This window comes from Pedobacter sp. AK013 (assembly GCF_014205835.1).
GTDB lineage: Bacteria > Bacteroidota > Bacteroidia > Sphingobacteriales > Sphingobacteriaceae > Pedobacter.
Map to the genome: position 1 here is coordinate 1 of NZ_JACHCQ010000029.1, position 22723 is coordinate 22723.

At 37.3% G+C, this 22723-nt stretch carries 22 protein-coding genes, 1 tRNA gene and 1 pseudogene; 15 read left to right on the forward strand and 9 right to left on the reverse strand.

The features are described from left to right. Positions 1 to 941, reverse strand: a pseudogene (locus tag HDC90_RS18200) (hypothetical protein); the annotation flags it as partial. Positions 942 to 1806: 865 nt separating this feature from the next. Here HDC90_RS18200 and HDC90_RS18205 point away from each other — a divergent pair. Continuing rightward, positions 1807 to 3177, forward strand: coding sequence for a hypothetical protein (locus HDC90_RS18205; protein WP_184468956.1), 1371 nt, complete (start codon positions 1807 to 1809; stop codon positions 3175 to 3177). An 81-nt stretch (positions 3178 to 3258) separates the two neighbouring features. Here HDC90_RS18205 and HDC90_RS18210 read toward each other — a convergent pair. The 4 genes from HDC90_RS18210 to HDC90_RS18225 form a co-directional block, all read right to left on the reverse strand. Continuing rightward, positions 3259 to 3343, reverse strand: a tRNA-Ser gene (locus tag HDC90_RS18210). A 2-nt stretch (positions 3344 to 3345) separates the two neighbouring features. Beyond that, complete coding sequence (locus HDC90_RS18215) at positions 3346 to 3588, reverse strand: GIY-YIG nuclease family protein (protein WP_184468958.1); 243 nt, start codon at positions 3586 to 3588, stop codon at positions 3346 to 3348. A 191-nt stretch (positions 3589 to 3779) separates the two neighbouring features. Next, positions 3780 to 5210, reverse strand: a complete 1431-nt coding sequence (pyk, locus tag HDC90_RS18220) for a pyruvate kinase (RefSeq protein ID WP_184468960.1) — start codon at positions 5208 to 5210, stop codon at positions 3780 to 3782. 149 nt (positions 5211 to 5359) lie between these two features. Beyond that, complete coding sequence (locus tag HDC90_RS18225; protein ID WP_057931852.1) at positions 5360 to 5779, reverse strand: IPExxxVDY family protein; 420 nt, start codon at positions 5777 to 5779, stop codon at positions 5360 to 5362. A gap of 158 nt (positions 5780 to 5937) precedes the next feature. On the opposite strand from HDC90_RS18225, the gene HDC90_RS18230 reads away from it, so the two are divergent. The 3 genes from HDC90_RS18230 to rnc all read left to right on the forward strand — a co-directional run bounded on the left by HDC90_RS18230 (position 5938) and on the right by rnc (position 8273). Continuing rightward, positions 5938 to 6174 (forward strand): acyl carrier protein, encoded by a 237-nt coding sequence (locus HDC90_RS18230; protein ID WP_008508386.1) that lies wholly within the window; start codon positions 5938 to 5940, stop codon positions 6172 to 6174. Positions 6175 to 6195: 21 nt separating this feature from the next. Next, on the forward strand, positions 6196 to 7449 hold the full coding sequence (gene fabF / locus HDC90_RS18235; protein ID WP_029274997.1) for a beta-ketoacyl-ACP synthase II: 1254 nt from the start codon (positions 6196 to 6198) through the stop codon (positions 7447 to 7449). 95 nt (positions 7450 to 7544) lie between these two features. Continuing rightward, the gene (gene rnc / locus HDC90_RS18240) at positions 7545 to 8273 is read left to right on the forward strand and encodes a ribonuclease III (protein ID WP_184468962.1); all 729 of its coding nucleotides are present in this window, start codon (positions 7545 to 7547) and stop codon (positions 8271 to 8273) included. A 112-nt stretch (positions 8274 to 8385) separates the two neighbouring features. On the opposite strand, the gene HDC90_RS18245 is transcribed toward rnc, so the two are convergent. The 3 genes from HDC90_RS18245 to HDC90_RS18255 are packed head-to-tail and all read right to left on the reverse strand — an operon-like array spanning position 8386 to position 10537. Then, complete coding sequence (locus tag HDC90_RS18245; protein WP_184468964.1) at positions 8386 to 9096, reverse strand: hypothetical protein; 711 nt, start codon at positions 9094 to 9096, stop codon at positions 8386 to 8388. 6 nt (positions 9097 to 9102) lie between these two features. Continuing rightward, the gene (locus tag HDC90_RS18250) at positions 9103 to 9819 is read right to left on the reverse strand and encodes a hypothetical protein (protein WP_184468966.1); all 717 of its coding nucleotides are present in this window, start codon (positions 9817 to 9819) and stop codon (positions 9103 to 9105) included. 4 nt (positions 9820 to 9823) lie between these two features. Next, complete coding sequence (locus tag HDC90_RS18255; protein WP_184468967.1) at positions 9824 to 10537, reverse strand: hypothetical protein; 714 nt, start codon at positions 10535 to 10537, stop codon at positions 9824 to 9826. A gap of 70 nt (positions 10538 to 10607) precedes the next feature. Here HDC90_RS18255 and HDC90_RS18260 point away from each other — a divergent pair, with 70 nt between their 5' ends. From HDC90_RS18260 to HDC90_RS18290, 7 genes are all read left to right on the forward strand, one after another. Then, the gene (locus HDC90_RS18260) at positions 10608 to 11336 is read left to right on the forward strand and encodes a 1-acyl-sn-glycerol-3-phosphate acyltransferase (RefSeq protein ID WP_184468968.1); all 729 of its coding nucleotides are present in this window, start codon (positions 10608 to 10610) and stop codon (positions 11334 to 11336) included. 282 nt (positions 11337 to 11618) lie between these two features. Further along, positions 11619 to 12482, forward strand: coding sequence for a YicC/YloC family endoribonuclease (locus tag HDC90_RS18265; protein WP_184469064.1), 864 nt, complete (start codon positions 11619 to 11621; stop codon positions 12480 to 12482). A gap of 68 nt (positions 12483 to 12550) precedes the next feature. Next, positions 12551 to 13120 (forward strand): guanylate kinase, encoded by a 570-nt coding sequence (gmk, locus tag HDC90_RS18270; protein ID WP_184468970.1) that lies wholly within the window; start codon positions 12551 to 12553, stop codon positions 13118 to 13120. A 70-nt stretch (positions 13121 to 13190) separates the two neighbouring features. Beyond that, positions 13191 to 13559 carry a four helix bundle protein gene (locus tag HDC90_RS18275; RefSeq protein WP_184468972.1) on the forward strand — a complete coding sequence of 123 codons (369 nt, stop codon included), beginning with the start codon at positions 13191 to 13193 and terminating at the stop codon, positions 13557 to 13559. 47 nt (positions 13560 to 13606) lie between these two features. Next, positions 13607 to 14203: a nicotinate (nicotinamide) nucleotide adenylyltransferase gene (gene nadD / locus HDC90_RS18280; protein WP_184468974.1), complete on the forward strand. Its 597-nt coding sequence runs from the start codon at positions 13607 to 13609 to the stop codon at positions 14201 to 14203. 112 nt (positions 14204 to 14315) lie between these two features. Further along, positions 14316 to 16016: a glycoside hydrolase family 3 N-terminal domain-containing protein gene (locus HDC90_RS18285; protein WP_184468976.1), complete on the forward strand. Its 1701-nt coding sequence runs from the start codon at positions 14316 to 14318 to the stop codon at positions 16014 to 16016. A 255-nt stretch (positions 16017 to 16271) separates the two neighbouring features. Beyond that, entirely contained in the window at positions 16272 to 16481 is a 210-nt protein-coding gene (locus HDC90_RS18290; RefSeq protein WP_184468978.1) for a hypothetical protein, read from the forward strand. Positions 16482 to 16567: 86 nt separating this feature from the next. Here the strand turns inward: HDC90_RS18290 and HDC90_RS18295 are convergent, their stop codons facing one another. Next, positions 16568 to 17101 carry a thioredoxin family protein gene (locus HDC90_RS18295; protein ID WP_184468980.1) on the reverse strand — a complete coding sequence of 178 codons (534 nt, stop codon included), beginning with the start codon at positions 17099 to 17101 and terminating at the stop codon, positions 16568 to 16570. A 178-nt stretch (positions 17102 to 17279) separates the two neighbouring features. Here HDC90_RS18295 and HDC90_RS18300 point away from each other — a divergent pair, with 178 nt between their 5' ends. The 4 genes from HDC90_RS18300 (at position 17280) to HDC90_RS18315 (ending at position 22716) form a co-directional block, all read left to right on the forward strand. Beyond that, positions 17280 to 17939: a TatD family hydrolase gene (locus HDC90_RS18300; RefSeq protein ID WP_184468982.1), complete on the forward strand. Its 660-nt coding sequence runs from the start codon at positions 17280 to 17282 to the stop codon at positions 17937 to 17939. A gap of 130 nt (positions 17940 to 18069) precedes the next feature. Further along, positions 18070 to 18864 carry a ThiF family adenylyltransferase gene (locus HDC90_RS18305; RefSeq protein ID WP_184468984.1) on the forward strand — a complete coding sequence of 265 codons (795 nt, stop codon included), beginning with the start codon at positions 18070 to 18072 and terminating at the stop codon, positions 18862 to 18864. A gap of 377 nt (positions 18865 to 19241) precedes the next feature. Further along, a complete protein-coding gene (locus tag HDC90_RS25775; protein ID WP_370576649.1) occupies positions 19242 to 19418 on the forward strand; it encodes a DUF559 domain-containing protein in 177 nt (58 codons plus the stop codon). A gap of 79 nt (positions 19419 to 19497) precedes the next feature. Continuing rightward, entirely contained in the window at positions 19498 to 22716 is a 3219-nt protein-coding gene (locus HDC90_RS18315; RefSeq protein ID WP_184468986.1) for an exodeoxyribonuclease V subunit beta, read from the forward strand. The last annotated feature ends 7 nt before the right edge of the window (positions 22717 to 22723 follow it).

The window sequence follows — 22723 nt, forward strand, 5'->3', positions numbered from 1 at the left end:
CCCGAACCCGGGGTACCCGGAGTACCAGTTTTACCTGGCTGTCCTTCAACACCTACTACACCTGCATCGCCTTTATCTCCCTTGTCGCCTTTTGCACCGTTAATATTGGTCCAGCTATTAGTTGTTGGATTGTAAACCCAGGTTCCGCTGTCATTGGTTACAATCGTAATACCTGCACCCGGAGCACCTGGTGTGCCCGAACCCGGGGTACCCGGAGTACCAGTTTTACCTGGCTGTCCTTCAACACCTACTACACCTGCATCGCCTTTATCTCCCTTGTCGCCTTTTGCACCGTTAATATTGGTCCAGCTATTAGTTGTTGGATTGTAAACCCAGGTTCCGCTGTCATTGGTTACAATCGTAACGCCTGCGCCCGGAGCACCTGGTGTACCCGAACCCGGAATACCCGGAGTACCAGTTTTCCCTGGCTGTCCTTCAACACCAACTATACCTGCATCGCCTTTATCTCCCTTGTCGCCTTTTGGACCATTGATATTGGTCCAGGTATTCGTTGTCGGATTATAAACCCAGGTTCCGCTGTCATTGGTTACAATCGTAACGCCTGCACCCGGAGCACCTGGTGTGCCCGTTTTTCCGGGCTGTGCTTCAATAGCTATAACTCCGGGATCACCCTTCAAACCTTTTATATAAACCCATTTTGTGCCATCATTGTAATAAATACCTGGAACAACATCTTTGCTTGTTGCGGTGTTATAAACCATCATACCTGCTACGTGAGCAGTTAATGGAGCTGGATTTGTACTTTCAATAAGTGCGACCCTTGCATGTAATAAACCTTTATTAGTACTTTCCAATTCAAGCAATGCATCTTTATTTGCTAGATTTCCCTCTGCAATAGTTCCATCCTTTACTTTTTGTTGCCCAAAAACCCCTAAAAAGCAAATTGACAAGCCTAAAGTAATGAGTAAGCGTTTTTTCATAATATTATTATAATTTTATTATCACATCCTTTCTATCAACTGTTGTTCACTGTTCAATTGAAATAATCTGTTAATCAGATTTTAGTTGTTGCGAAAAAATTGAATGGGAAAGTGTTTAACAGATTGTATGGTGCAAAGAGAAATATAAAATTGTCCCTAGAAGAAAACTTGAATACGCACATCTACACGCAACAAACAAAACACTGATTACCAGCTCATTAATAACAAAATCAAAGAAATCAATCAGTACCTCAATCAAAGATTCAGTATAGTATCTGGTTAAATTTTGAAATAAAGCACAGATCTTAACCTTATGTTATAGGATTAGAATATATATCCCCGTTTAATCTATGAATCTTTACATGGTGTGATAGTTACACTCAATTGATAAGAACAGCCTTAACAATATTCAGAAAGCGGCCATTAAACCCCAATTAGGTACATTATTACCGACAAGAATCCATTAACATCCCCCTCGAATCAATATTGTATCTTTACACTTGTGGTCCAGGTAGTTTATATTTTTAAATTATATTCATTACCAGGCCCAGCTCAAAGCATAGTAAAATAGCCAGGACAATTACAATTAACATCAACAACCTAACTACGGGATTTGGATCTTTTTTCATTTACATATTTTATCGATGCAAAAGAATAAATTTGGAAAGCATAAAAGAAAATCAGGATTACCCAAAGCTACGAACAAAAAGCAAACTACTAATAATCAAAGAATTAATAACAAAACTGCAAACATTTCAGATTTTCAATAATTGTGCACCATGATCGTATGCGTAGATACGCGTAGAAATTAAGGCATGAATTTCACTTTCAAATCCGTCATTTTGTAACTGAATAAAAAACCGGAATGAGATTTACATATACCAGGGCAATTGCCAAAAAAATTCTTCTTGCATTTCTTGCATGTACTATTGTTGCAGTATTGGCGGCTCTTGTTGCCCTCAATACGATTACAGACAAGCTTGGCGGCATTTCTAAGCTGGCAACCAACATTGAACAAAACCAATCGAAACCAGAACAGATATTATTGTTAATTCACCGTGCGGAAGACGACTTCCAGGAGTCGTTGCTTACGACCGGGAATAATAAATATGCCGACTACAATACAAAGATTGTACTGGTTTTTAGCATGATTGATTCCTTATTGAAAGAAAATGCTGATACTTCTAAACTAACGGCCTCACAAAGTAAAAAAGTGAAGTACTGGTACCATGAAAAAATGAAATTATCGGATAGGTTATTTGTACTCAAACGCAGCTTCGATTCCTTGCTCACCATATATTCAGATTTTAATAGGGAGAATACAAGCGGAGATGTGACCAGTATTCATACAGCCCCCCCCGCTATCCGAAAAATCAATACCGATACGGTATTAAAAGTTACACCTGCGGAAAAAAAAGGTTTTTTTAAAAGAATAAAGGATGCCATCGCCAACAAAAATGAGAAGTCTGTTGTTGAGATAAACCATTATAAAAATGTAGTGGTTAGTCCTCCTGATAAACAAAAGACTAATGACGGAGATAAAAAACTGTATGCCAGGAAGCTGGAATTGCTACGCCAAAAGAATCAAAAACTCCTTACGATACAGAGTGAGCTGATTATTCTGAATTCTCATATCAGTAATGAACTGGAATTCATTATCAATAATATAAAAGACATCAATTACAAGTTAATTGATGAGTTTAAAGTAGTGGCTTTAAAAAATTACCAGCAAACCACCACTGTATTGATTCGGTTTTATATATCAGCATTGGCCCTGGTGCTGTTATTTGCGGTTCTGTTGATCGTGTTTATCATTCAGCTGAACAAAGCTGAAGTTTTGCTCAGAAACGAAACCGAACAATCTGCCATGGAGGCTCAGCAAAGAATCGATGACCTGATGAAAAAAATTGAATTGAACGAACGAAGTCACTCACCTTCAAAGCTAGAGGCGCTGAAGGAGATCGTTCACCTTGCGGTTAACAATAATCCTGCATTTCTAATTAAGTTTAATGAATTTGACCCAGATTTCAGCCAGAAGCTGTTAAAAATAGCTCCGCATCTGGTTGCAAGCGAAATTGAACTCTGCATACTACTGAGGCTAAATTTTGAAACCAAAGAGATTGCACGCCATACAAAAGCTTCTGTTCGCGCAATTGAAAGCAAAAAATACAGGGTCAGAAAAAAACTGAATATACCATCGGATAAAGATATCAATATCTGGATGGCCCATATTTAATAAACTATCCTCAATATGGCTGATATGAAACAATATGCTCATTTTAGGTGCCACCAGTAGGTTACACAAAAAAATATTATGCGGAGAGGGCGGGATTCGAACCCGCGGTACCTTGCAGTACACACGCTTTCCAAGCGTGCTCGATCGACCACTCTGACACCTCTCCGGTTATATGATGTTATTTTGTTTCAAATAAATGTAGCCATTTACAGACTTATAATATTGTTCTCTTCTAAAAGCCTCACTTCTTGAATTAAATTCTTCAAAAAAGTGAATGATGAAAGGGCGCCTAGCTTTCGTTGATTTTACATCTCCCCTATTATGTTTGATTAATCTTATTTCCAGGTTTTCAGTACTTCCATAATAGTACTTCCCATCTTTCTCGCTTTTCAAAATATAACTATAAAACATAATTATCTTTTATTGCAAGTATACAAAGTTTAATTGTTAGTCCCTACTTTCCAAGCGTGCTTGATCAACACTCCCCATAGGGGTCCTTTGGACTGACACCTCTCCAAGTGGATTGCAAAAGTATATTTTTTATTGATAAAAAAAATGCTCCCGATTAAAATCAGGAGCATTTTATAATATGACATTAGAAATTAATCTATAACCGTAATTTTTAACATATTGGTTTTTCCTTTTGCTTCCATTGGAATAGCAGCAGTATTGATGATAATATCACCTTGTTTAACCAGTTTCTTGCTTTTTAAGAACTCGTTTACCTCAATGATGGTGTTATCGGTACTTTCCCACTTATCGTAATAGAAACCTCTTACACCCCAAAGTAAACTTACTGCATTTAATAACGCCCTATTACTGGTAAAAATAAAGGTTAAAGCTTCCGGACGGTGACTTGAAATTTCGAATGCAGTGTAACCGCTTAACGTCATCGATACAATACCTACCGCGTTAGTTTGTTTCGCTAAAAAACAAGCCGAATCGCAAATGGCATCGCTTAAGAAAGAAGGCGATTTCGGTTTTAAAAACTTATCGGGATTGAAAGGATAGTTGTTCTGCTCAATGTTCTGGATAATTTTTTGCATGGTTTCGATCACGATCAGCGGAAATTCTCCAACTGATGTTTCACCACTTAACATCACAGCATCAGCACCATCTAAAACAGAATTCGCCACATCATTTACCTCTGCACGTGTTGGACGTGGGGTAGTGATCATACTCTCTAACATTTGTGTAGCCACAATTACAGGTTTAGAAGCTGCTCTACATTTAGCAACGATCATTTTTTGTAATAATGGAACTTCTTCCATCGGACACTCAACACCTAAATCGCCACGGGCAACCATAATACCATCTGTTACTGCAATAATCTCATCGATATTGGCAATAGCTTCCGGTTTTTCGATTTTAGCAATTACACGGGCAGTTTTACCACGTTCTGCAATAATTTTTTTAAGTTCGATAATATCTTCTGCCTTACGCACGAAAGATAAACCGATCCACTCTACATCATTTTCTAAAACAAATTCTAAATTTTCGCGATCCTCTGGTGTTAATGAAGGAATAGAAACTTTAGTATTTGGAAGATTTACACCTTTTCTTGAAGTTAAAATACCACCGTGAACAATCTCACAAACTACTTCATCCTTTAAGTTGGTAGAAATCACTTTCATTTGAAGCTTTCCATCATCCAAAAGGATAATTTCGCCCGCCTGAACATCCTGAGGAAAGTTTTGGTAAGTGATGTAAATACGTTCTTCGTTACCAATACATTCGGTAGTAGTAATTACGGTAGTTTTACCATTGATCAGGTTAATGCCTCCTTCTTTTACTAAACCGATACGGATTTTAGGCCCCTGTAAATCGGCAAGGATACCTACATTATAATCGTATTTTTTGTTTAAATCGCGGATGGTATCCAAAACAGCCTGATGATCTGCTTGTGATCCGTGTGAAAAATTTAGACGGCAAACATCTAAACCTGCGTTAAACATACTATATAATACATCTGGTTTTGCTGATGCAGGCCCAAGCGTGGCAACAATTTTAGTTCTCGAATGAAAAGGTTTCATTTATTAATTGATTTTAGCAATGCAGTTTAAGAAAGCACTAATTATTATCTAAAATAATCAAACTGCATTAAATTTTATATATTTTGTTTTTTTGTTCTTTGTTTGTAACCGTCAAATATAGTGTATTTAATACACCATGTATATAATTTTTATATTACCAAATTCTCACGACTCTTTAATTTGGTTGGATCTATCTTTGCAGCCACCTGTATATCAGGCAGTTTATTTAAACCGTTGATTAAATAATCTAAATCTTCCTTATCAATAAATTCTTTAATAATAATAAAAAAATCTACTTTGTTCATCTCCGGAATTAGAAAACCATCGCTGCTTTTATTGCAAATTAAGTAGTATTCTACCTCACCTTGCTCTACAAAAAAGTAATATTTGGAGAAAGACCAGGCTGGTTCGTCGATATTAAAAAATATTTCATGGTCTTCTATTTTTTCAAATTGAGTATTTAACCGGGTATTAATTTTGTGGCAAAGCACATAGTCTTTTAAGGGTGCTGTGATCGCAATTAGTATAAAATCAAGGTCTAAGGTAAGTTTTAGGTAAGTCTTATTCAAAGCGAAATAAATTATTTACAGAACGAAATTAAAAAACTAATTCTATATTCGCTGTGTTATTGAGATGCCAAAATTACGTATCGAAATAAAAACATTTGAAAATTGTAAGAATTTATTTTTCTTTGCACAGAATTATTTAACCATTAAATTATAAAATTATGTCTGATATTGCTTCAAGAGTTAAGGCTATTATCGTAGAAAAACTAGGTGTTGACGAAAGCGAAGTTACGCCAGAGGCTTCATTCACCAACGATTTAGGTGCAGATTCTTTAGATACCGTAGAATTGATTATGGAATTTGAAAAAGAATTCAATGTAGCTATTCCTGATGATCAGGCTGAAACCATCGGTACAGTTGGTCAAGCGATTGCTTATTTGGAAAAAAACGTTAAATAGAATTACGCTTTTTCAGTATAAATGGAATTAAAAAGAGTAGTAGTAACAGGGTTGGGTGCGCTCACTCCTATAGGCAATAATGTTCCCGATTTTTGGGAAGGATTGACTAACGGGGTGAGTGGCGCTGCTCCTATTAAGGGTTTTGATACTGAAAAGTTCAAGACCAAATTCGCATGCGAGGTTAAAAATTTTAATCCGGAAGACTTTTTGGAGAAAAAAGAAGCCCGCAAGCTAGATCCGTTTGTACAATATGCTCTTGTAGCAACAGATGAGGCTGTGAAGGATGGTGGTTTTGATTTTGAAAAATTAGATACCAACCGGATCGGAGTAATCTGGGGCGCAGGCATAGGTGGGTTGAAAACTTTCCTGGATGAAATTTCGAATTTTGCCAAGGGAGATGGTACGCCAAGATACAATCCATTTTTTATCCCTAAAATGATTATTGATATTGCTCCAGGGCATATCTCTATCAAATACGGCTTACGCGGGCCAAATTTTGCAACTGTTTCCGCATGTGCTTCTTCAACAAACGCAATGATTGATGCATTTAACTATATCCGCTTGGGTATGGCTGATGTAATTATCAGCGGCGGTTCTGAAGCGATCATTAACGAAGCGGGTATGGGTGGTTTTAATGCCATGCATGCATTATCAACACGTAACGAAGATCCGGCAACGGCATCACGCCCTTTTGATAAAGACCGTGACGGTTTCGTAGCTGGTGAAGGTGCAGGAACCATTATTTTAGAAGAACTTGAACATGCAAAAGCAAGAGGTGCAAAAATTTATGCAGAGCTTGTTGGCGGTGGAATGAGTGCTGATGCTAATCACATTACGGCACCGCATCCTGAAGGTTTAGGTGCTAGAATGGTAATGACCAATGCCCTTAAAGATGCTGGTTTAACAACTGCTGATATAGATTATATCAATGTACACGGTACTTCTACGCCTCTGGGTGATATTAGTGAAACCAAAGCCATTGGTACATTATTTGGCGAGGATGCTTATCGTTTAAACATCAGCTCAACCAAATCGATGACTGGCCACCTTTTGGGTGCAGCTGGAGCTATTGAGGCTATTGCAGCAATTCTTTCTGTTAAAAATGATATTGTTCCTCCAACAATCAATCACTTTACAGATGATCCTGCATTTGACCCTAAATTGAATTTTACTTTTAACAAAGCGCAAAAACGTACAGTTAGAGCTGCTCTAAGTAATACATTCGGTTTTGGCGGCCATAACGCTTCTGTTATTTTTAAAAAATACGAGGATTAATTTAAAACAGCCTTGCTATATAATTTTGTATGCTAATTAAAAATAGATAACTTAGTTAAATATGCTAATTAGCCGTTAATTGTGTTATTTATTTAATGCCGATATTAAAATTATATAAACTTTTCCTCTCTCCTGAAAAGGAGTTTGTTAAAAAGCTGAAAAACATTTTAGGCTTTGTTCCAGGCAATGTTACGCTCTATAAAATGGCGTTCAGGCATCGTTCTGTAGCAAAAGTTTTAAAAAATGGAAGCAGGAGCAGCAACGAACGCTTAGAATTTTTAGGCGACGCTGTTTTAGGTTCGGTGATAGCAGAGCTGCTTTTTAAACATTATCCCTATAAAGAAGAAGGCTTTTTAACCGAAATGCGTTCGAAGATTGTAAATAGGGCTAATTTAAACCAGCTGGCAAAGAAAATTGGTTTTGATAAGCTTATTCAGTTCGATCAACGTTCAGTGAGCATACAAACCAAACACAATTCGATGCTTGGCGATGCTTTTGAAGCCATAGTAGGCGCTATCTACATGGATAAGGGCTACAACTTTACCAAAGAATTTTTATTGCGTAGAATTGTAAAACCTCATATCGATATCCACACGTTAGAACTTACAGAAACCAATTTCAAAAGTAAACTGATCGAATGGTGCCAACGCCATGGTAAAGATGTAATGTTTGAACTGGCAGAAAATGGTGAAGGCGAAAGCACGAAATTATTTACCATTAGTGCTGTAGTAGAAGGTGAAAAAGTGGGTACCGGAAGGGATTATAACAAGAAAAATGCAGAAAAACTAGCCGCAGAGAAGGCTTGCGAAGCATTGAGTATTTAGAAAGTTCATTGATTCAGTAGTCATTAGTTTATTGGGTTAACTGTATAAACTGGTTAATCGGTTAACTGTTGATATGAGCTAGAACTTCTGACATCCGACTTCGGACTCAAGTCTACTTCCCCTTCCCTAACGTATCCGTAAATTTCTTCGAAGATTCTTTAATGTATTTGATGTAATCGTAACTATTCCAATACTGTGCTTTATCAAACTCAGGACGGCAGTTTAACATGTATTTCTCTAGGGTATCACCTCTTAATTCGGTGTTGTTTTTAATGATACTCTGGTTGAAGTATACGTCAATCTGCGATTGTTTAATTTCATTGTCGGCATACCTGCCAAATCTCCGTGCATTTTTAGGATCAGTACCAATTAAGTTGTATAGCGCATTTAACGGACTGAATATAGCCGACAAAAGCGTTGTTTTCCCACCGTTATACACTCCCTTGTTTTTAAACTCCTGCTTAATTTCGTCTAGATCCTGTTTTTTGGTATTTCCCCTAATGGTAACATCGGCTAGCGTGGTACTTCCTCTAACCAGATAAATTACCAGATCTTTTTCGCTGTTTACCACCACACGCTGATCGATCAGATCCCTTTTAATTACCAGCAGCGTATCGCCGATTCTGGCTTTTAACTGGAACATGCCAATATCATTACTGCCCACACCGATGCCGGTGCGCAGATTGGTAATTTCGGATAAGGCAATCCTAATATTCGAACCTTTTTCGATCACCACACCTTTCACAATAAAATCCTGTGCCTTTACGAAAAAGCTGATTGAGGTAAAAACAAATAGTATAACGGCAAATTTAAAGTTTTTCATGGTGTGTTAATTTATATGTTTCAAAGTATCGGTATATTTCTTAGCCGATTCTTTGATGTATTTAACAGCATCGTAATTGCTCCAATTAATGGTCATGCTGCGTGTTGGGTAATAATCGAGCAGAAATTTGTCGAGGTCTTTCCCTTTTAATGTGGTATTATTTGAAACCAGGCTTTTATTGAAGAATTTATCCACTTCCATTAAGCCTAATTCCTTTTTGTAATAACGGTTAAAGTTACGTGCCCTGGCCGGTGTTTTCCCAAATAATTCGTAGAAAAACGTTAACGGACTACCACCGAAGGGATTTAATAAAATTAACGGAGGCTTACCTTCAAAAAATGATCCATTTCTTTTAAAGTCGCGCTTAACACTCTCCATCTCCTGCTTTTTAGTCTGGCCTTTGACCGTTACCTCTTCAAGCATGGTGCTCCCTCTTTGTAAATATACCACCAGGTCATCATCGGTATTTATCACCAATTTCTGATCGGTTAAATTTTTCTTAGTAATCAACAAAGTATCACCAATCTTGGCCTTTAGCAGAAACATCCCGATATCATTACTGTTAGCCCCCATTTTACTACGTAAATTAGTTATCAAAGCCAAAGCAACACGCACATTAGAGCCTTTTTCTATCACCACGCCCTTCAACACAAAATCCTGTGCTGTGACAGCTAAGCCTTGCATTAAGATGATGAGTAACAGAATAGCTTTTAACGGTTTCATTTTATTATAATGAGGTGTTCAAAGTATCTAAATACTGTTTTGCAGATTTTTTGATGTAATCAGCGGCATCATAAGTATTCCAGTTTTTAATCTGTTTATGTTTCGGTCTATAATCCAACATAAACTTATTAAGTTGCTTTCCTGTTAAACTGGTGTTATTTTTAACCAGGCTGGCATTAAAAAACCGGTCTATTTCCAACTCTTTTGTCTCGTTATCATAATAGCGGTCAAAACGTTTTGCATTTTTTCGTTCTGCGCTAAACAGCTCCATTATTGCGGCCAATGGGTAACGCACATAATAAAGCGGGTTTCTCTTTTTACCATAAAAATAAGTTTTCTTACGGTGCTCTAACCTAACAGCTGATAGGTTTTGTTGTTTGTTTTCTGCCTTAATTGTTACATCATCAAGCAGCATATCGGCCCTAACCAGGTTAATAACAAGATCCTGATTGTCAGGCACCACCACATAAATATTATCGAAATGCCTTTTGGTAATCAATAGGGTATCTCCAGGTTTGGCTTTCACCTGAAAGAACCCCATATCGTTACTTCCTACCGCTTGTTTATTATTAATATTGGTTACCACAGCTAATGCAATACGGATTTGAGTTCCTTTTTCCAAAATAACTCCTTTTGCTGATGTAATTTGAGCGAGCGTTTTTTTAGGTAAAATGAACAATAGCAATGAAAGTGATAACGTGATCAAAAATGCTTTCATATCTATAAGATATTTTTTGTAAAATTAACATTTGTTAACCTTGTAAACTGTTAAATAAACGTTAATAATCATGAGAAAACTAATGGGTGGATTTTATTTACTCTATTCGGCAATTGTATTTTTTATACTCATGCTTATCGTTTGCCCTTTTATTCTGATCAGTACAGGTATTTTTAAGGAAAAAACAGGAAGAAAAATTTCATTCTATTTTTTAAAATTCTGGGCCTGGAGCTTTAGTCTTTTAACTTTTCTATGGTTTTCTGCCGACGGAGAAAAAATTGACACTTCGCGGGCTAATATCTACGTTGGCAATCACAGTTCGTTTTTAGATGCTGTTGCCATTGTAATCTGCATTCCACAGGCTTTTAGTCCGCTGGGGAAGGTAGAAATGCTTAAAATCCCAGTATTTGGTTGGATTTACAAACGTTTGGTCGTGATGATTGATCGAAGTAGCAGAGAAAGCTGCGATCATTCTGTAGCTGAATTAAGAAAAGACCTGGCTGATGGTCAATCAATTTTGATTTTTCCAGAGGGCACGATGAATAAATCCAATCAGCCTCTAAATCCATTTTATGATGGGGCCTTCCGCTTAGCCATAGAAACCCAAACACCGATTTTACCTTTTGCGATATTGAACAGTAAAGCGCATTTCCCAAGAACAGACCCACTTTTATTAAATCCAGGCCTGATTAGAACTGTATTTGGCGAAGCCATTGAGGTGAAGGGTTTAGTAGCAGAGGATCTGGAAGAATTGAAAGCAAAAACTTTTAAGGCTATATTGAGCATGTTGGAAAAGTAGCCTCATTTATTATTAGGAAATGAGGGCTCCGGCACTTTTGGCTTAATCAGTCCTGCTTTATTCCGATGAAGGATCGGAATGTTCACTCCCATCAGGTTTAGGAAAGCCCACAGTGCAGCGAAAACTTGTAATGAAAAGTGGGGCTGCAATCCCCGAAGAAATACTGAACGCTGATTTTCTAATTATAAAGCTATTTTATCCGACAAGCTATAACTCTGGCTCCTCAACCATTATTATTTCTCCTTTCGGCTTAAAACCCTATCTTTGCGCATGATAAAATCCATGACAGGATACGGCTTAGCAACAGCCGATTATGCAAATGCAAAGTATAGTGTCGAAATCAAATCGCTCAACAGTAAATTCCTGGAGCTGAATTTAAAATACCCTAAAGCTTTTTCAGATAAAGAGCTGATCCTGCGCAACATCTGCAGTAAAGACATCGAAAGAGGAAAAGTAAGTTTAAGCATCAATGTAGAACGTACCAATGGTGAAGTTACTGGTGCCACTATCAATACCGCGTTATTAAGCCACTACTACAAACAACTTATTGCCGTTAATAACGAATTAGGTGCTGAGAGCAGCAACTTATTACAAACCGCATTAACTTTTCCTGATGTAATCAGTTACAAGGAAGAAAGTGTAAGTGAGGATGAGTGGAACCATTTATTTCAGATTTTCACCTCGGCTTTGGCCAATTTCAATAAATTCAGAGAAGATGAAGGCGCTGTTTTAAAGGCCGATTTAGAACTGAGAATTAAAAATATTCTTTCTTATTTTAAATCTGTTGAAGAGTTAGAGCCTAAAAGAATTACAGCAATCCGTGATAAATTTGCCCAGTTTTTGGATGATGCGGTAGGCAAAGTAAACATTGATCAGAACCGTTTCGAACAGGAATTGATTTATTACATCGATAAAATTGATATTACCGAAGAAAAAACACGTTTAAAAAGCCATTGCGATTATTTCTTGCAAACTTTAGCAAGCAAAGAAGCAAACGGCAAAAAAATGGGTTTCATTTCTCAGGAAATTGGACGGGAAATTAATACCATGGGGGCAAAAGCAAATGATGCACAGATGCAACAGTTTGTGGTAGGAATGAAAGAAGAATTAGAAAAGATAAAAGAACAGTTATTAAACGTATTATAAGGAGAAAGACTAAAGACTAAAGCATAAAGCAGCTTTGGTCTTTTAGCTTTTTGCTTTCAGCTTACAAAATGAAACAAGGCAAATTAATCATATTTTCAGCACCATCAGGAGCAGGTAAAACCACTATAGTACATCATTTATTAACGAAATTTCCTGAGCTGAGTTTTTCTATTTCTGCCACTACGCGCGAATTGAGAGGCGCTGAAACACACGAAAACGATTACTATTTTATTAGCAAAGAAGAGTTTTTACACAAAGTTGCCCGTCAGGAATTTGTAGAGTTCGAAGAGGTTTATAACGGAACCTTTTACGGCACCTTGCGTTCAGAAATAGAACGTATCTGGAATGAAGGCAAACATGTAATTTTCGACATTGATGTAGAGGGCGGTTTGCGTTTAAAAAGAAAATACGAAGATGATGCATTGGCGATTTTTGTTCAGCCACCATCGCTGGAAGTATTGAAAGAACGTTTAAGCGGCCGTGGAACAGATAGCCCTGAAAAATTGCAGGAACGTTTTATCAAAGCCGAAAAAGAACTGCTTTATGCTGACAAATTCGATGTGGTCTTAAAAAATTTCGATCTTAATACAGCCTGTGCAGAAGCGGAGAAATTGGTAGGGGATTTTTTAAAAAGTTAACAGTTTGTAATTTCCAATTTTCAGTTCACGGTGCATAGGGGAGTTATTCTTTAAATATAAAAATCAATCTATGGGCGATTTTTCTGATCTATTAGTTTATAAGAAGTCATTTGAATTGGCTATGACTATTTTCGAGCTTAGCAAATCTTTTCCAAAAGATGAAATGTACTCATTAACAGATCAGATTAGAAGATCCTCGCGATCTACAAATATTTGTTTAGTTGAAGCCTATAGGAAACGAAGATATAAAGCCCACTTCATTAGTAAGCTTTCGGATAGCGACATGGAGAATAGTGAAACTAAAGGCTGGTTAAAATTTGCTTTCGAGTGTAAATACCTTTCAGAAGACCAATACGAGAAATTAACCACTCAAAGCGATGAGGTTGGAAAACTCCTGAACCACATGATGAGCAACCCCGAAAAGTATGGTGTTGCTTAACTGTTTTATTGATTAGTATTATCCAATTCAAAATTGTTAACTGAAAAATGTCAACTGAAAACCGCCAACTAAAAACCGGTCTTTTCTTCGGTTCATATAACCCCATCCATACCGGACACTTAATTATTGCAAATTACATGGCTAACCATACCGAGCTTGATGAAGTGTGGTTGGTGGTTTCTCCGCACAATCCTTTAAAGGATAAAAGTGGCCTGACCAATATGTACGATCGTTTGGAAATGGCCAAATTGGCTACCGAAAATGCAGAACATATCCGGGTGAGTGATATTGAGTTTGCATTGCCACAACCCTCCTACACTATTGATACCTTAACTTATCTGCGTGAAAAATATCCTGAAAAGGAATTTGTGCTGATTATGGGGGCTGATAATCTGGTTTCATTCAAAAAGTGGAAAAACTACGAGGTACTTTTAAGAAACTATCAGATTTATGTTTATCCACGCCCTGAAGCGAATGTGAGCGAATGGGAAAATCACCCCTCCATCACTTTTACCCAAACCCCTTTAATGGAAATTTCTTCAACCTTTATTCGCAAGGCAATTAAAGCGCGAAAGAATGTTCAGTTTTTCCTTCCCGATAAGGTAATTGATTTTATTGAAGGTAAAGGAATGTATAAATCTTAACCAGAGCGTACCTTTTCTTAAAACCTACTGTATTAAATCGATTACTTGGATTAGTTTTTGTTTAATTCGCCTTTTGATTATTAATTTAGCAGCAGCTGATACAACAAAACACGTGAGAAAAAATTTATTTATACTTATTGCCCTTTGCGGTACCGCATTTTCTACAAGTGCACAACAAAAAAGCTATTTAGAATTATTGGCTAATCAACCTAAATGGGTCGATTCCGTTTTTAATAAACTTAATCGTAGAGAGCGTATTGCACAGATGTTCTTTGTTAGGGCACATACCAATCTGGGTAAAAAATATACCGATTCAGTTGGCCAGGTGATTAAAAAAGAACAATTAGGTGGGGTTATCTTTTTCCAGGGAGGCCCCGGCCGACAGGTTTTAGCCACCAATGCCTATCAGAAATTAAGCCGAGTGCCCCTTATTGTCGCAAATGATGGAGAATGGGGCTTGGGCATGCGTTTGGATAGTACCGTTTCTTATCCTTATCAAATGACTTTAGGAGCCATTCAAAACAAAGAACTTTTGTATAAAATGGGCCTGGAGGTAGCTAAAGATTACAAACGTATCGGCATGCAGATGAATTTAGCTCCTGATGCCGACATTAATAACAATCCCAAAAACCCCGTTATCAATTATCGTTCTTTCGGCGAAAATAAATACAATGTAGCCAGTAAGGTTGCCGCTTATATGAAAGGCATGCAAGATGGTGGCTTATTAACCACCTTGAAGCACTTTCCAGGTCATGGAGATACCGATGTAGATTCGCATTACGATCTGCCTCAGCTTACTTTCTCTGCAACACGTTTGGATACTTTAGAAATGTATCCATTTAAAGAACTGATTAAACAAGGTGCTTCGGGCGTAATGATTGCCCATATGAACATCCCATCGTTAGATGCTACACCAAACCTTCCTTCTACCCTATCAAAACCAATTGTTACGGGCATTTTAAAACAAAAATTAGGCTTTAAAGGGTTGATTATTTCGGACGCAATGGATATGAAAGGCGTGGTAAAATATTTTAAAGATGGCGAAGCTGATTTAATGGGTATCATTGCCGGAAACGATATTATTGAGTTATCTGAAAACAGCGATAGAGCTATTAAACTAGTGCGTAAAGCAGTAAGACAAGATCGTGTAAGCATGGCCGAAATAGACCATAGCGTGCGCAAAATATTAACTGCAAAATACTGGGCTGGCCTGGCCAAGCGCGATACCATTGTAACCCAAGGCATTATTGCGGGAGTTAACCGCAATGCGAGCAATGCCTTGGTACAAGAGCTGGCCAATGCATCGGTAACTTTATTAAAAGGTAAAGATTATATTAAACGTCTTATTCCGATCAGAAGAACAGCCATTATCAGTATTGGTGTACCTTCGGTAACCACTTTCCAAAAAGAGATTTCAAAAGGTTACTATAACTCTGTTTATTATGTATTGGATAAAGATGCAAGTGCTACACAGATTTCGAACATTGCCCGCGAAATAGGTGCATTTGATCAGGTGATTGTAGGTATTCATGATAGCAGATCGAGACCAGCGAATAACATTCCGCTAAATGCAGGCGTAAAAAACTTTATCAAAGAGTTATCGGCTAAAAATGCTGTTTTTGCTTTGTTCGCCAATCCGTATAACCTGGCTGGTTTATCAGGTTTAGAAAACAGTAAAGGTTTGGTTGTGGCTTACCAGAAAGAAGATTTTATGCAGATTTCTGCCGCAGCGGTAATTAATAACCGATTAGTGCCAACAGGTAAATTACCGGTAAGTGTAGCGCCGTTTTATAAATTTGGAGATGGCCTTTAACCACACCAAAGCGGTTGTACCATAACTATAGATTGTCATCATGAGCTTGTCGAAAGACTTATTTAAATGCCCATTGAGGTGTTTCGACAGGCTCAACATGACATACATAATCTAAAGAGAAATTGTTTTCAAGATAAAGCCTCTTTATGAGCAAAAAAATAGAATATTAATAGATTGTCTCTTACTTTAGTCTTTTAGCTTTCCCCAAAACAATTTCGCACTCAAAACGATTATCTAATATAAAACCTTAATGTTATGATAGATCCAGAAGATGATAATTATTCGAACGATCCTAACGATGCCTTACACAGAGAGGACGATGTAGAAAATATCAATGAAATTAATGGCGACAATACCAGTATCGAACATGATAAAGATCTGCTGGAGCAAGCCGATGAAGCTTCAAGAGCTTCTTATGAGTTGAACCTCGATGATGAGGTGGACGAAGATGAATTAGACGATTAACAAGAAAGCCTTTCAGATTTGAAAATCCGAAAGGCTTTCTTAATTTTTAGCCTCGATTTTGTGGTTCAGCCTTAAACCCTAAATATCTACTTAGCTTTGGCTTTATACGTTTCAGGATCAACAGCTGCTCTTGTCCATCCTTTTAAAAAAGAGGTGATTTTCTTTACATCATGTCCAACTTTCTTTTTACCGTTAGCGCCAACTTCTTCAGTTTCTAAATAAGAAGAATTTTCGATGTGTAGTACTTTACCTTTGCCATCAAGGATTAAAAATACCGGAAAGCCAAAGCGTTGAGGATATCCTAAACTGGCCAAAACACTTTCATTTTTATTTTCGGGGCTGTAATTAACCAGAACAGTCTCAAAATTATCATTAATGTATTTTTTTAGTGTTGCTGTACTGTCAACCAAATTATGGAATGCAATACACCAGCTACACCAGTTACCGCCAACCTGTAACAAAACGTGTTTATTCTCTTTAGCCGCTTTTGCAACTGCTGTGGCAATTTCGGCTTTAGCATCTGCCTGTGGATTATAGATATGAACGCCTTCTTTTTTCGCCTGACTAAAAGCCGTCGTCGAAATTAATACAGCTACAAATAAAATGACTAATCTTTTCATATTTTTTTGAATAATAATTAAACAAATTTAATAAAGTATAGTGTTACAATAGATTATTCGCGAATTCTTTACAGAGCGGAAACATTGGTTATTAATGGGATTCTCTTAACAAGAGAAGTTTAATTCAAGATATTTTTTCTATTTTCCATCTTCCATTTTTACCTATCTTTGCCCGGCAATGGATTTTTTAGACATACATACCCACAAAGTTGCTACCCAACCTGGGGTAATCAGTATTCAAAGTTTATCGTTAACGAGCGATATCTTTTTAGCAATGCCTAAAACCAAGCCAATTTCTGTTGGACTACATCCCTGGTTTGCTAAAATTGATCAACTCGAATTACAGATGAAATATCTAAGCGTTGTAGCTAATCAAACGAATGTGAAACAGATTGGCGAATGCGGCCTGGATCGATTAAGAGGCGAAAACCTGGAAAATCAAGTCATAATCTTAGAAAAACAGATCAAATTGGCAGAAAAAACCAATAAGCCCTTGATTTTACACTGTGTTAAATGCTTTTCAGAACTGATTGCTATTAAAGATCGATTGAAAGTTAAAGTACCGATGATTATTCACGGTTTTAATAAAAATGAGGCACTTGGTCAACAACTACTGGATAAAGGGTTTCTACTTTCTTTTGGAATAACGGCTTTAAAAGAAAATTCGGGCACAGCTAAGCTGATTCAAAGTACCAATAATTTTTTCCTGGAAACGGATGACACAGATATTTCCATTGAGGAAATTTACCGGATAGCAGCCATTTTAAAAAAGTGTACTGTAGATGAACTCAAAGCTCGTATTTTTACCGACTGGAATAAATTGAATTTAAAAAGCTAGCCACAGAGATACAGAAAGCATGGAAAGTTTTACTTCTTACCTAAAGCAAGATAAAAACGAACCATTGAGTTATAACATTAACTAAATCTTTACCCATCCTTTTCATCTGTGGTTAAATACAAAAAATAATATGTCTGATGTTAGCTGGCTTTCACGCTCTGCCCTCCTTGTTGGGAATGATGGAATAGATAAACTCCAATCGAAACATGTTTTAGCGATCGGTTTAGGTGGTGTAGGCTCTTTTGCCGCCGAATTTATTTGCCGCTCAGGAATTGGAGAAATGACTATTGTTGATGGTGATGTAGTGGACCCGACCAACCGGAACAGGCAGTTACCCGCTTTAGCAACTAATCATGGTGTAAGCAAAGCCGCAATTATGCAAGAGCGTTTATTGTCCATAAATCCCGAATTAAAACTCCATGTAGTAAATACTTTTCTCACACCGGAGAAATGCAGGGAAATTTTAGAGGCCGATTTCGATTACATTATGGATTGTATTGATAGTGTAATGCCAAAAATCACTTTGTTAGGAACCGCATTGGAAAAGAATATTCCTATTGTAAGTTCAATGGGTGCAGGTGGTAAAATGGATCCTACACGCTTAAGGATTACGCTGCTCCCTGATACTTATCAATGTGTTTTTGCCAGTTATGTACGTAAAAGATTAAACAAATTGGCCAATGCGGCAAAAATAAAAGCTGTTTTCTCCACAGAAGAAATGGATAAAAAATCTATGATCATGACTGATGGAAGTAATTTCAAACGCTCTGCTTACGGTACAGTTTCTTACTTGCCCGCAGCATTTGGTGGTGCATGTGCATCGGTTGTAATCCGCGATCTGCTTGGCTTTCCCATCGAAATGGCTGAACGCCCAGCAAGGATAAGCCATAAAACACTCAATAAACGAAAAGGTAAAAAAGCCTGATCCTAATGAATTGTTGATATCATGATTTCGGGAAAATTTTAAATTATTGTAAGTTAGGGTAGGATAATAATAAATCTCTCACCCTCTCCAAAGGAAGAGAATAAAACATACAACAAAAATGCAAAGGAAAACTAACACCCCTGCCGATTTAGGCACCCAGCATTCCCCTCTCCCAGAGGGGTGTCCGAAGGACGGGGTGTTAAAAAATACTTTGCAAAAAGAAATAACAATAAACGGTATAACTTTAACCATAACTCCAGTTACTAATCTACCATATCAACCCCACTTAAAAGAACGAGCAAAAGCACTTCGACAAGCTGGAAATTTACCTGAAGTATTATTTTGGATGCAGGTAACAAAAAAACGTTGGTCTTGTAATCGGAATAGATGGCTGTAGCCATGATGATAAGCAGATTTATGATAAATTAAGAGAAGATTATTTAATCTCTTTGGGATTAAAAGTGTACAGGATTACTGTAGATGATATAATAAAACAAATGGAATTTGTAATCATCGGTTTAGAAGAATATATTATTGCAGAATATGGAACTTAATCGCCTCAAAATAACTAAAGATACTAAGCCGCCCCGCCCTGCGGGCACCCCTCCAAAGGAGGGGAATTAAGAAAAACATATGCCCAAGCCCCTCAAAATTCTTCAAGCCTCTGCAGGTTCCGGTAAAACGTTCAGTTTAACTGCACATTACCTTACATTGCTTTTCAGTGGCGATAATAAATATCGCGAAATTTTAGCGGTAACCTTTACCAATAAAGCTACTGAGGAAATGAAAACGAGGATCCTCGAAGTATTACTTGGGCTGGCAAAAGGTAATCCATCAAAAAAAATAGATGACTATCGGAAACTTATTCTACTTGCCTATCCGATATTAAGCCCACAAGAATTACAGTTTAAAGCGGATAAGATATATCGTAAGATCCTGCATGACTATAGTCGTTTTTCTGTAAGCACCATTGATGGCTTTGTTCAAAAAGTAATCCGTGGTTTTGCTTTTGAACTTGGCTTAAATGCTGATTATAATTTAGAAATGAATTATGATAAGGTGAAAGATGATCTCGTAAATAAACTGGATGAAGCTTTAGATCACAACAAACAGCTTTTGCAATGGATTATCGACTTGGCCATCGAACGCATCAGCGATAATAAGAGCTGGAACTATAAATTCGAACTCTATAACCTTATCGGAGAAATATTTTCTGAACGTTTCCAGATTTTTGAAGATGCGGTAAGCACGCTTGGTTTAGAAAACGTCGATGAACTATTTAAAAAATACATCAGCGTTACCAAAGCAGAAATCAAAAACTTTGAAGAGGAACTGGTTTCGCTTGCAACAGAAGCAAACGAAGCGTTAAACGTAATCGGGGTAGAAACCGAACACCTCAAAGGGAAATCGAGAAGTCCGCTGGCTAAAATTATTCTTGTCGCCAGAGGTGATTTTTCTAAAATTGAGCCGCTTTTCAATTTAATCGACGAACCCGATGAGTGGTTTCAAAAAAACGCAAATTTTCCAGAGGCTTACGATACGGTAAATCCAATCCTTCAGAAATTAAAAACCCACTATTTAGCCCATTTACCAAATTACGGTCTGGCCATTGCTTTTAATAAAAATCTTTACTATTTAAGGTTGATGCAGGAAATTGCTGTACTATTGAAAGAGTATCGGGCTGAAAACGAGAACCTGCTGATTAGTGATGCACAAAAACTGATTTTAGGAATTACAGAGGATGCCGGCGACAACCCTTCCTTCATCTGGGAAAAAGTGGGCAACCGTTACCGCAATTTTTTGTTCGACGAGTTTCAGGATACTTCTACCAGTCAATGGGGAAGTTTTAAATCATTGTTGACCAATTCCATGGCTACGCCCAGCCAGGATCTGATCGATCACCTTATTGTTGGCGATACTAAACAGTCTATTTATCGTTGGCGCAATGGCGATTGGAATATTCTCCATAAACACGCCAAGCTTGATGTTGGTGCAGAAAATGTATTGGAAGAAAGTTTAGAAGAAAATTATCGCAGTGCAGAAAACATCATTACTTTTAATAATTTCCTTTATAAAGCCATTCCGCTTACCTTACAAAATGAGCTGAATGAAAATCTGGCTACCAAACCCGAAAGTATTTCCGAATGGTGGCAAGAACAGCACTACCAACAGATTATTACCGATATTTATGGCGGTTCTACCCAGAACTTTGCTACCAACACCTTAAAAGGTGGAACGATTAAGATTAAAAAGTTTGGTAAAGATCATGCACCAAACGAAGCGCGCTTTACCGAAACTATTTTTAGGGATATTGTCTTGGATGATATTGTTGAAGAAATAAGTCGTCTCAAAAACGAACAGCAATATGCGTTGAAAGACATTGCTATTTTGGTTCGTTCGAATAGCGAAGCCTTATTAACTGTTAAAAAATTAATGACGCATAGCCTGCCTGTTTTGTCTGGCGATGCGCTATTGATTTCCAACAACTCGGCCATACAACTCATTATTAATACTTTGAAAGTGCTTATTGGTTTAGAAGCACAAACGGCATTATATAAAGCCAATTGTATTGCACTTTACCATTCTTTGCATGAAAAAAATATTGATGCCAATTATTATCTTAACCTTACCAATAAACCTTTAAGCACACTTACCGCAGTTTTACCGGTTGATTTATGCGAAAATTGGCAAAGTTGGCTACAGCTTCCACTTCCCGAACTGGTAGAGATATTAATTGAAAGTTATGGATTAAAAAATCTCACCACCAATTTACCTTACCTACTCGCCTTTAGAGACTTAACGGCCTCTGCTTCAAAACTTGGCGAAAAAGGGATAATTTCATTTTTAACCTGGTGGGAAGAAGACGGCATTAAAAAATCATTGCCATCTCCCGAAGGTGCCGATGCAATACAGATTATTACTATCCACAAATCGAAAGGTTTAGCTTTTAGGGCTGTTTTTGTCCCTTTTTGTAATTGGGAAATTAAAGGCAAGCCCAATAGCACTTTCTGGGTTTCTTCAGAAGAAACGGTTTACAAAGAGCTGAAAGGGATTCCATTAAAATACAATGAAGCGCTGGCCGATTCGGCAATTGCAAAGGCTTATTACGAAGAGTTGCTTTATAACAATATGGATGCACTGAATATGCTCTATGTAGCCACCACACGTGCAAAAGATTACCTGTATATCGCTACAATGGCTAAAAAGGAATTGAAATTATCCAATATGGGTGATGTAATCAATTTCACTTTCGATGAGCAATTTGATGAAAATGGCCTATACGAAATTGTAGAGCCAGTAGCTGTTGAAAATAAGACGGAAGATTCGAATTTCATCAACTTAAATAGTTATCCAACCACTACGCGCTTATCAGCACTTTATATCTCTTCTGAAGATAAACATTTAAAACACCTGGTCAACATTGAAAAATCAGGAAGGAAAGGTTCCCTATTACACGATATCTTAGCCAGTGCCAGTTCACAGAAAGAAGTTAACGATTATACTTCTAACCTGGTTTTGCAGGGCATTATCAAGGAAGAAGAAAAACAGCAATTAATTAATTCAGCGCTTGAAGTGCTGAACAATCCCGAGCTTAAAGAGATTTTAGGTAACGCAAGCGAAAGCATTGTAGAAAAAAACATCATCGATGCCAATGGAAAGCTGCATCGCCCTGACCGCGTTTTGATTAACGCCGAAGAGGTAATCATCCTTGACTATAAATTTACCCTCGAAGAAAGCGACAAACATATCGAACAGGTAAATAATTACAAGGTTTTGCTTACAGAAATGGGTTATCAAAATATCAAAACCTATCTTTTCTACGCTGTTAAAGGTAAATTGAAATTAGTATAATATGCAG

Coding starts and splice junctions, on each gene's coding strand:
- HDC90_RS18205 (WP_184468956.1), top strand. CDS start 1,807: ATGAGATTTACATATACCAGGGCAATTGCCAAAAAAATTCTTCTTGCA.
- HDC90_RS18215 (WP_184468958.1), bottom strand. CDS start 3,588: ATGTTTTATAGTTATATTTTGAAAAGCGAGAAAGATGGGAAGTACTAT.
- pyk (WP_184468960.1), bottom strand. CDS start 5,210: ATGAAACCTTTTCATTCGAGAACTAAAATTGTTGCCACGCTTGGGCCT.
- HDC90_RS18230 (WP_008508386.1), top strand. CDS start 5,938: ATGTCTGATATTGCTTCAAGAGTTAAGGCTATTATCGTAGAAAAACTA.
- fabF (WP_029274997.1), top strand. CDS start 6,196: ATGGAATTAAAAAGAGTAGTAGTAACAGGGTTGGGTGCGCTCACTCCT.
- rnc (WP_184468962.1), top strand. CDS start 7,545: ATGCCGATATTAAAATTATATAAACTTTTCCTCTCTCCTGAAAAGGAG.
- HDC90_RS18245 (WP_184468964.1), bottom strand. CDS start 9,096: ATGAAAAACTTTAAATTTGCCGTTATACTATTTGTTTTTACCTCAATC.
- HDC90_RS18250 (WP_184468966.1), bottom strand. CDS start 9,819: ATGAAACCGTTAAAAGCTATTCTGTTACTCATCATCTTAATGCAAGGC.
- HDC90_RS18255 (WP_184468967.1), bottom strand. CDS start 10,537: ATGAAAGCATTTTTGATCACGTTATCACTTTCATTGCTATTGTTCATT.
- HDC90_RS18260 (WP_184468968.1), top strand. CDS start 10,608: ATGAGAAAACTAATGGGTGGATTTTATTTACTCTATTCGGCAATTGTA.
- HDC90_RS18265 (WP_184469064.1), top strand. CDS start 11,619: ATGACAGGATACGGCTTAGCAACAGCCGATTATGCAAATGCAAAGTAT.
- gmk (WP_184468970.1), top strand. CDS start 12,551: ATGAAACAAGGCAAATTAATCATATTTTCAGCACCATCAGGAGCAGGT.
- HDC90_RS18275 (WP_184468972.1), top strand. CDS start 13,191: ATGGGCGATTTTTCTGATCTATTAGTTTATAAGAAGTCATTTGAATTG.
- nadD (WP_184468974.1), top strand. CDS start 13,607: ATGTCAACTGAAAACCGCCAACTAAAAACCGGTCTTTTCTTCGGTTCA.
- HDC90_RS18290 (WP_184468978.1), top strand. CDS start 16,272: ATGATAGATCCAGAAGATGATAATTATTCGAACGATCCTAACGATGCC.
- HDC90_RS18295 (WP_184468980.1), bottom strand. CDS start 17,101: ATGAAAAGATTAGTCATTTTATTTGTAGCTGTATTAATTTCGACGACG.
- HDC90_RS18300 (WP_184468982.1), top strand. CDS start 17,280: ATGGATTTTTTAGACATACATACCCACAAAGTTGCTACCCAACCTGGG.
- HDC90_RS18305 (WP_184468984.1), top strand. CDS start 18,070: ATGTCTGATGTTAGCTGGCTTTCACGCTCTGCCCTCCTTGTTGGGAAT.
- HDC90_RS18315 (WP_184468986.1), top strand. CDS start 19,498: ATGCCCAAGCCCCTCAAAATTCTTCAAGCCTCTGCAGGTTCCGGTAAA.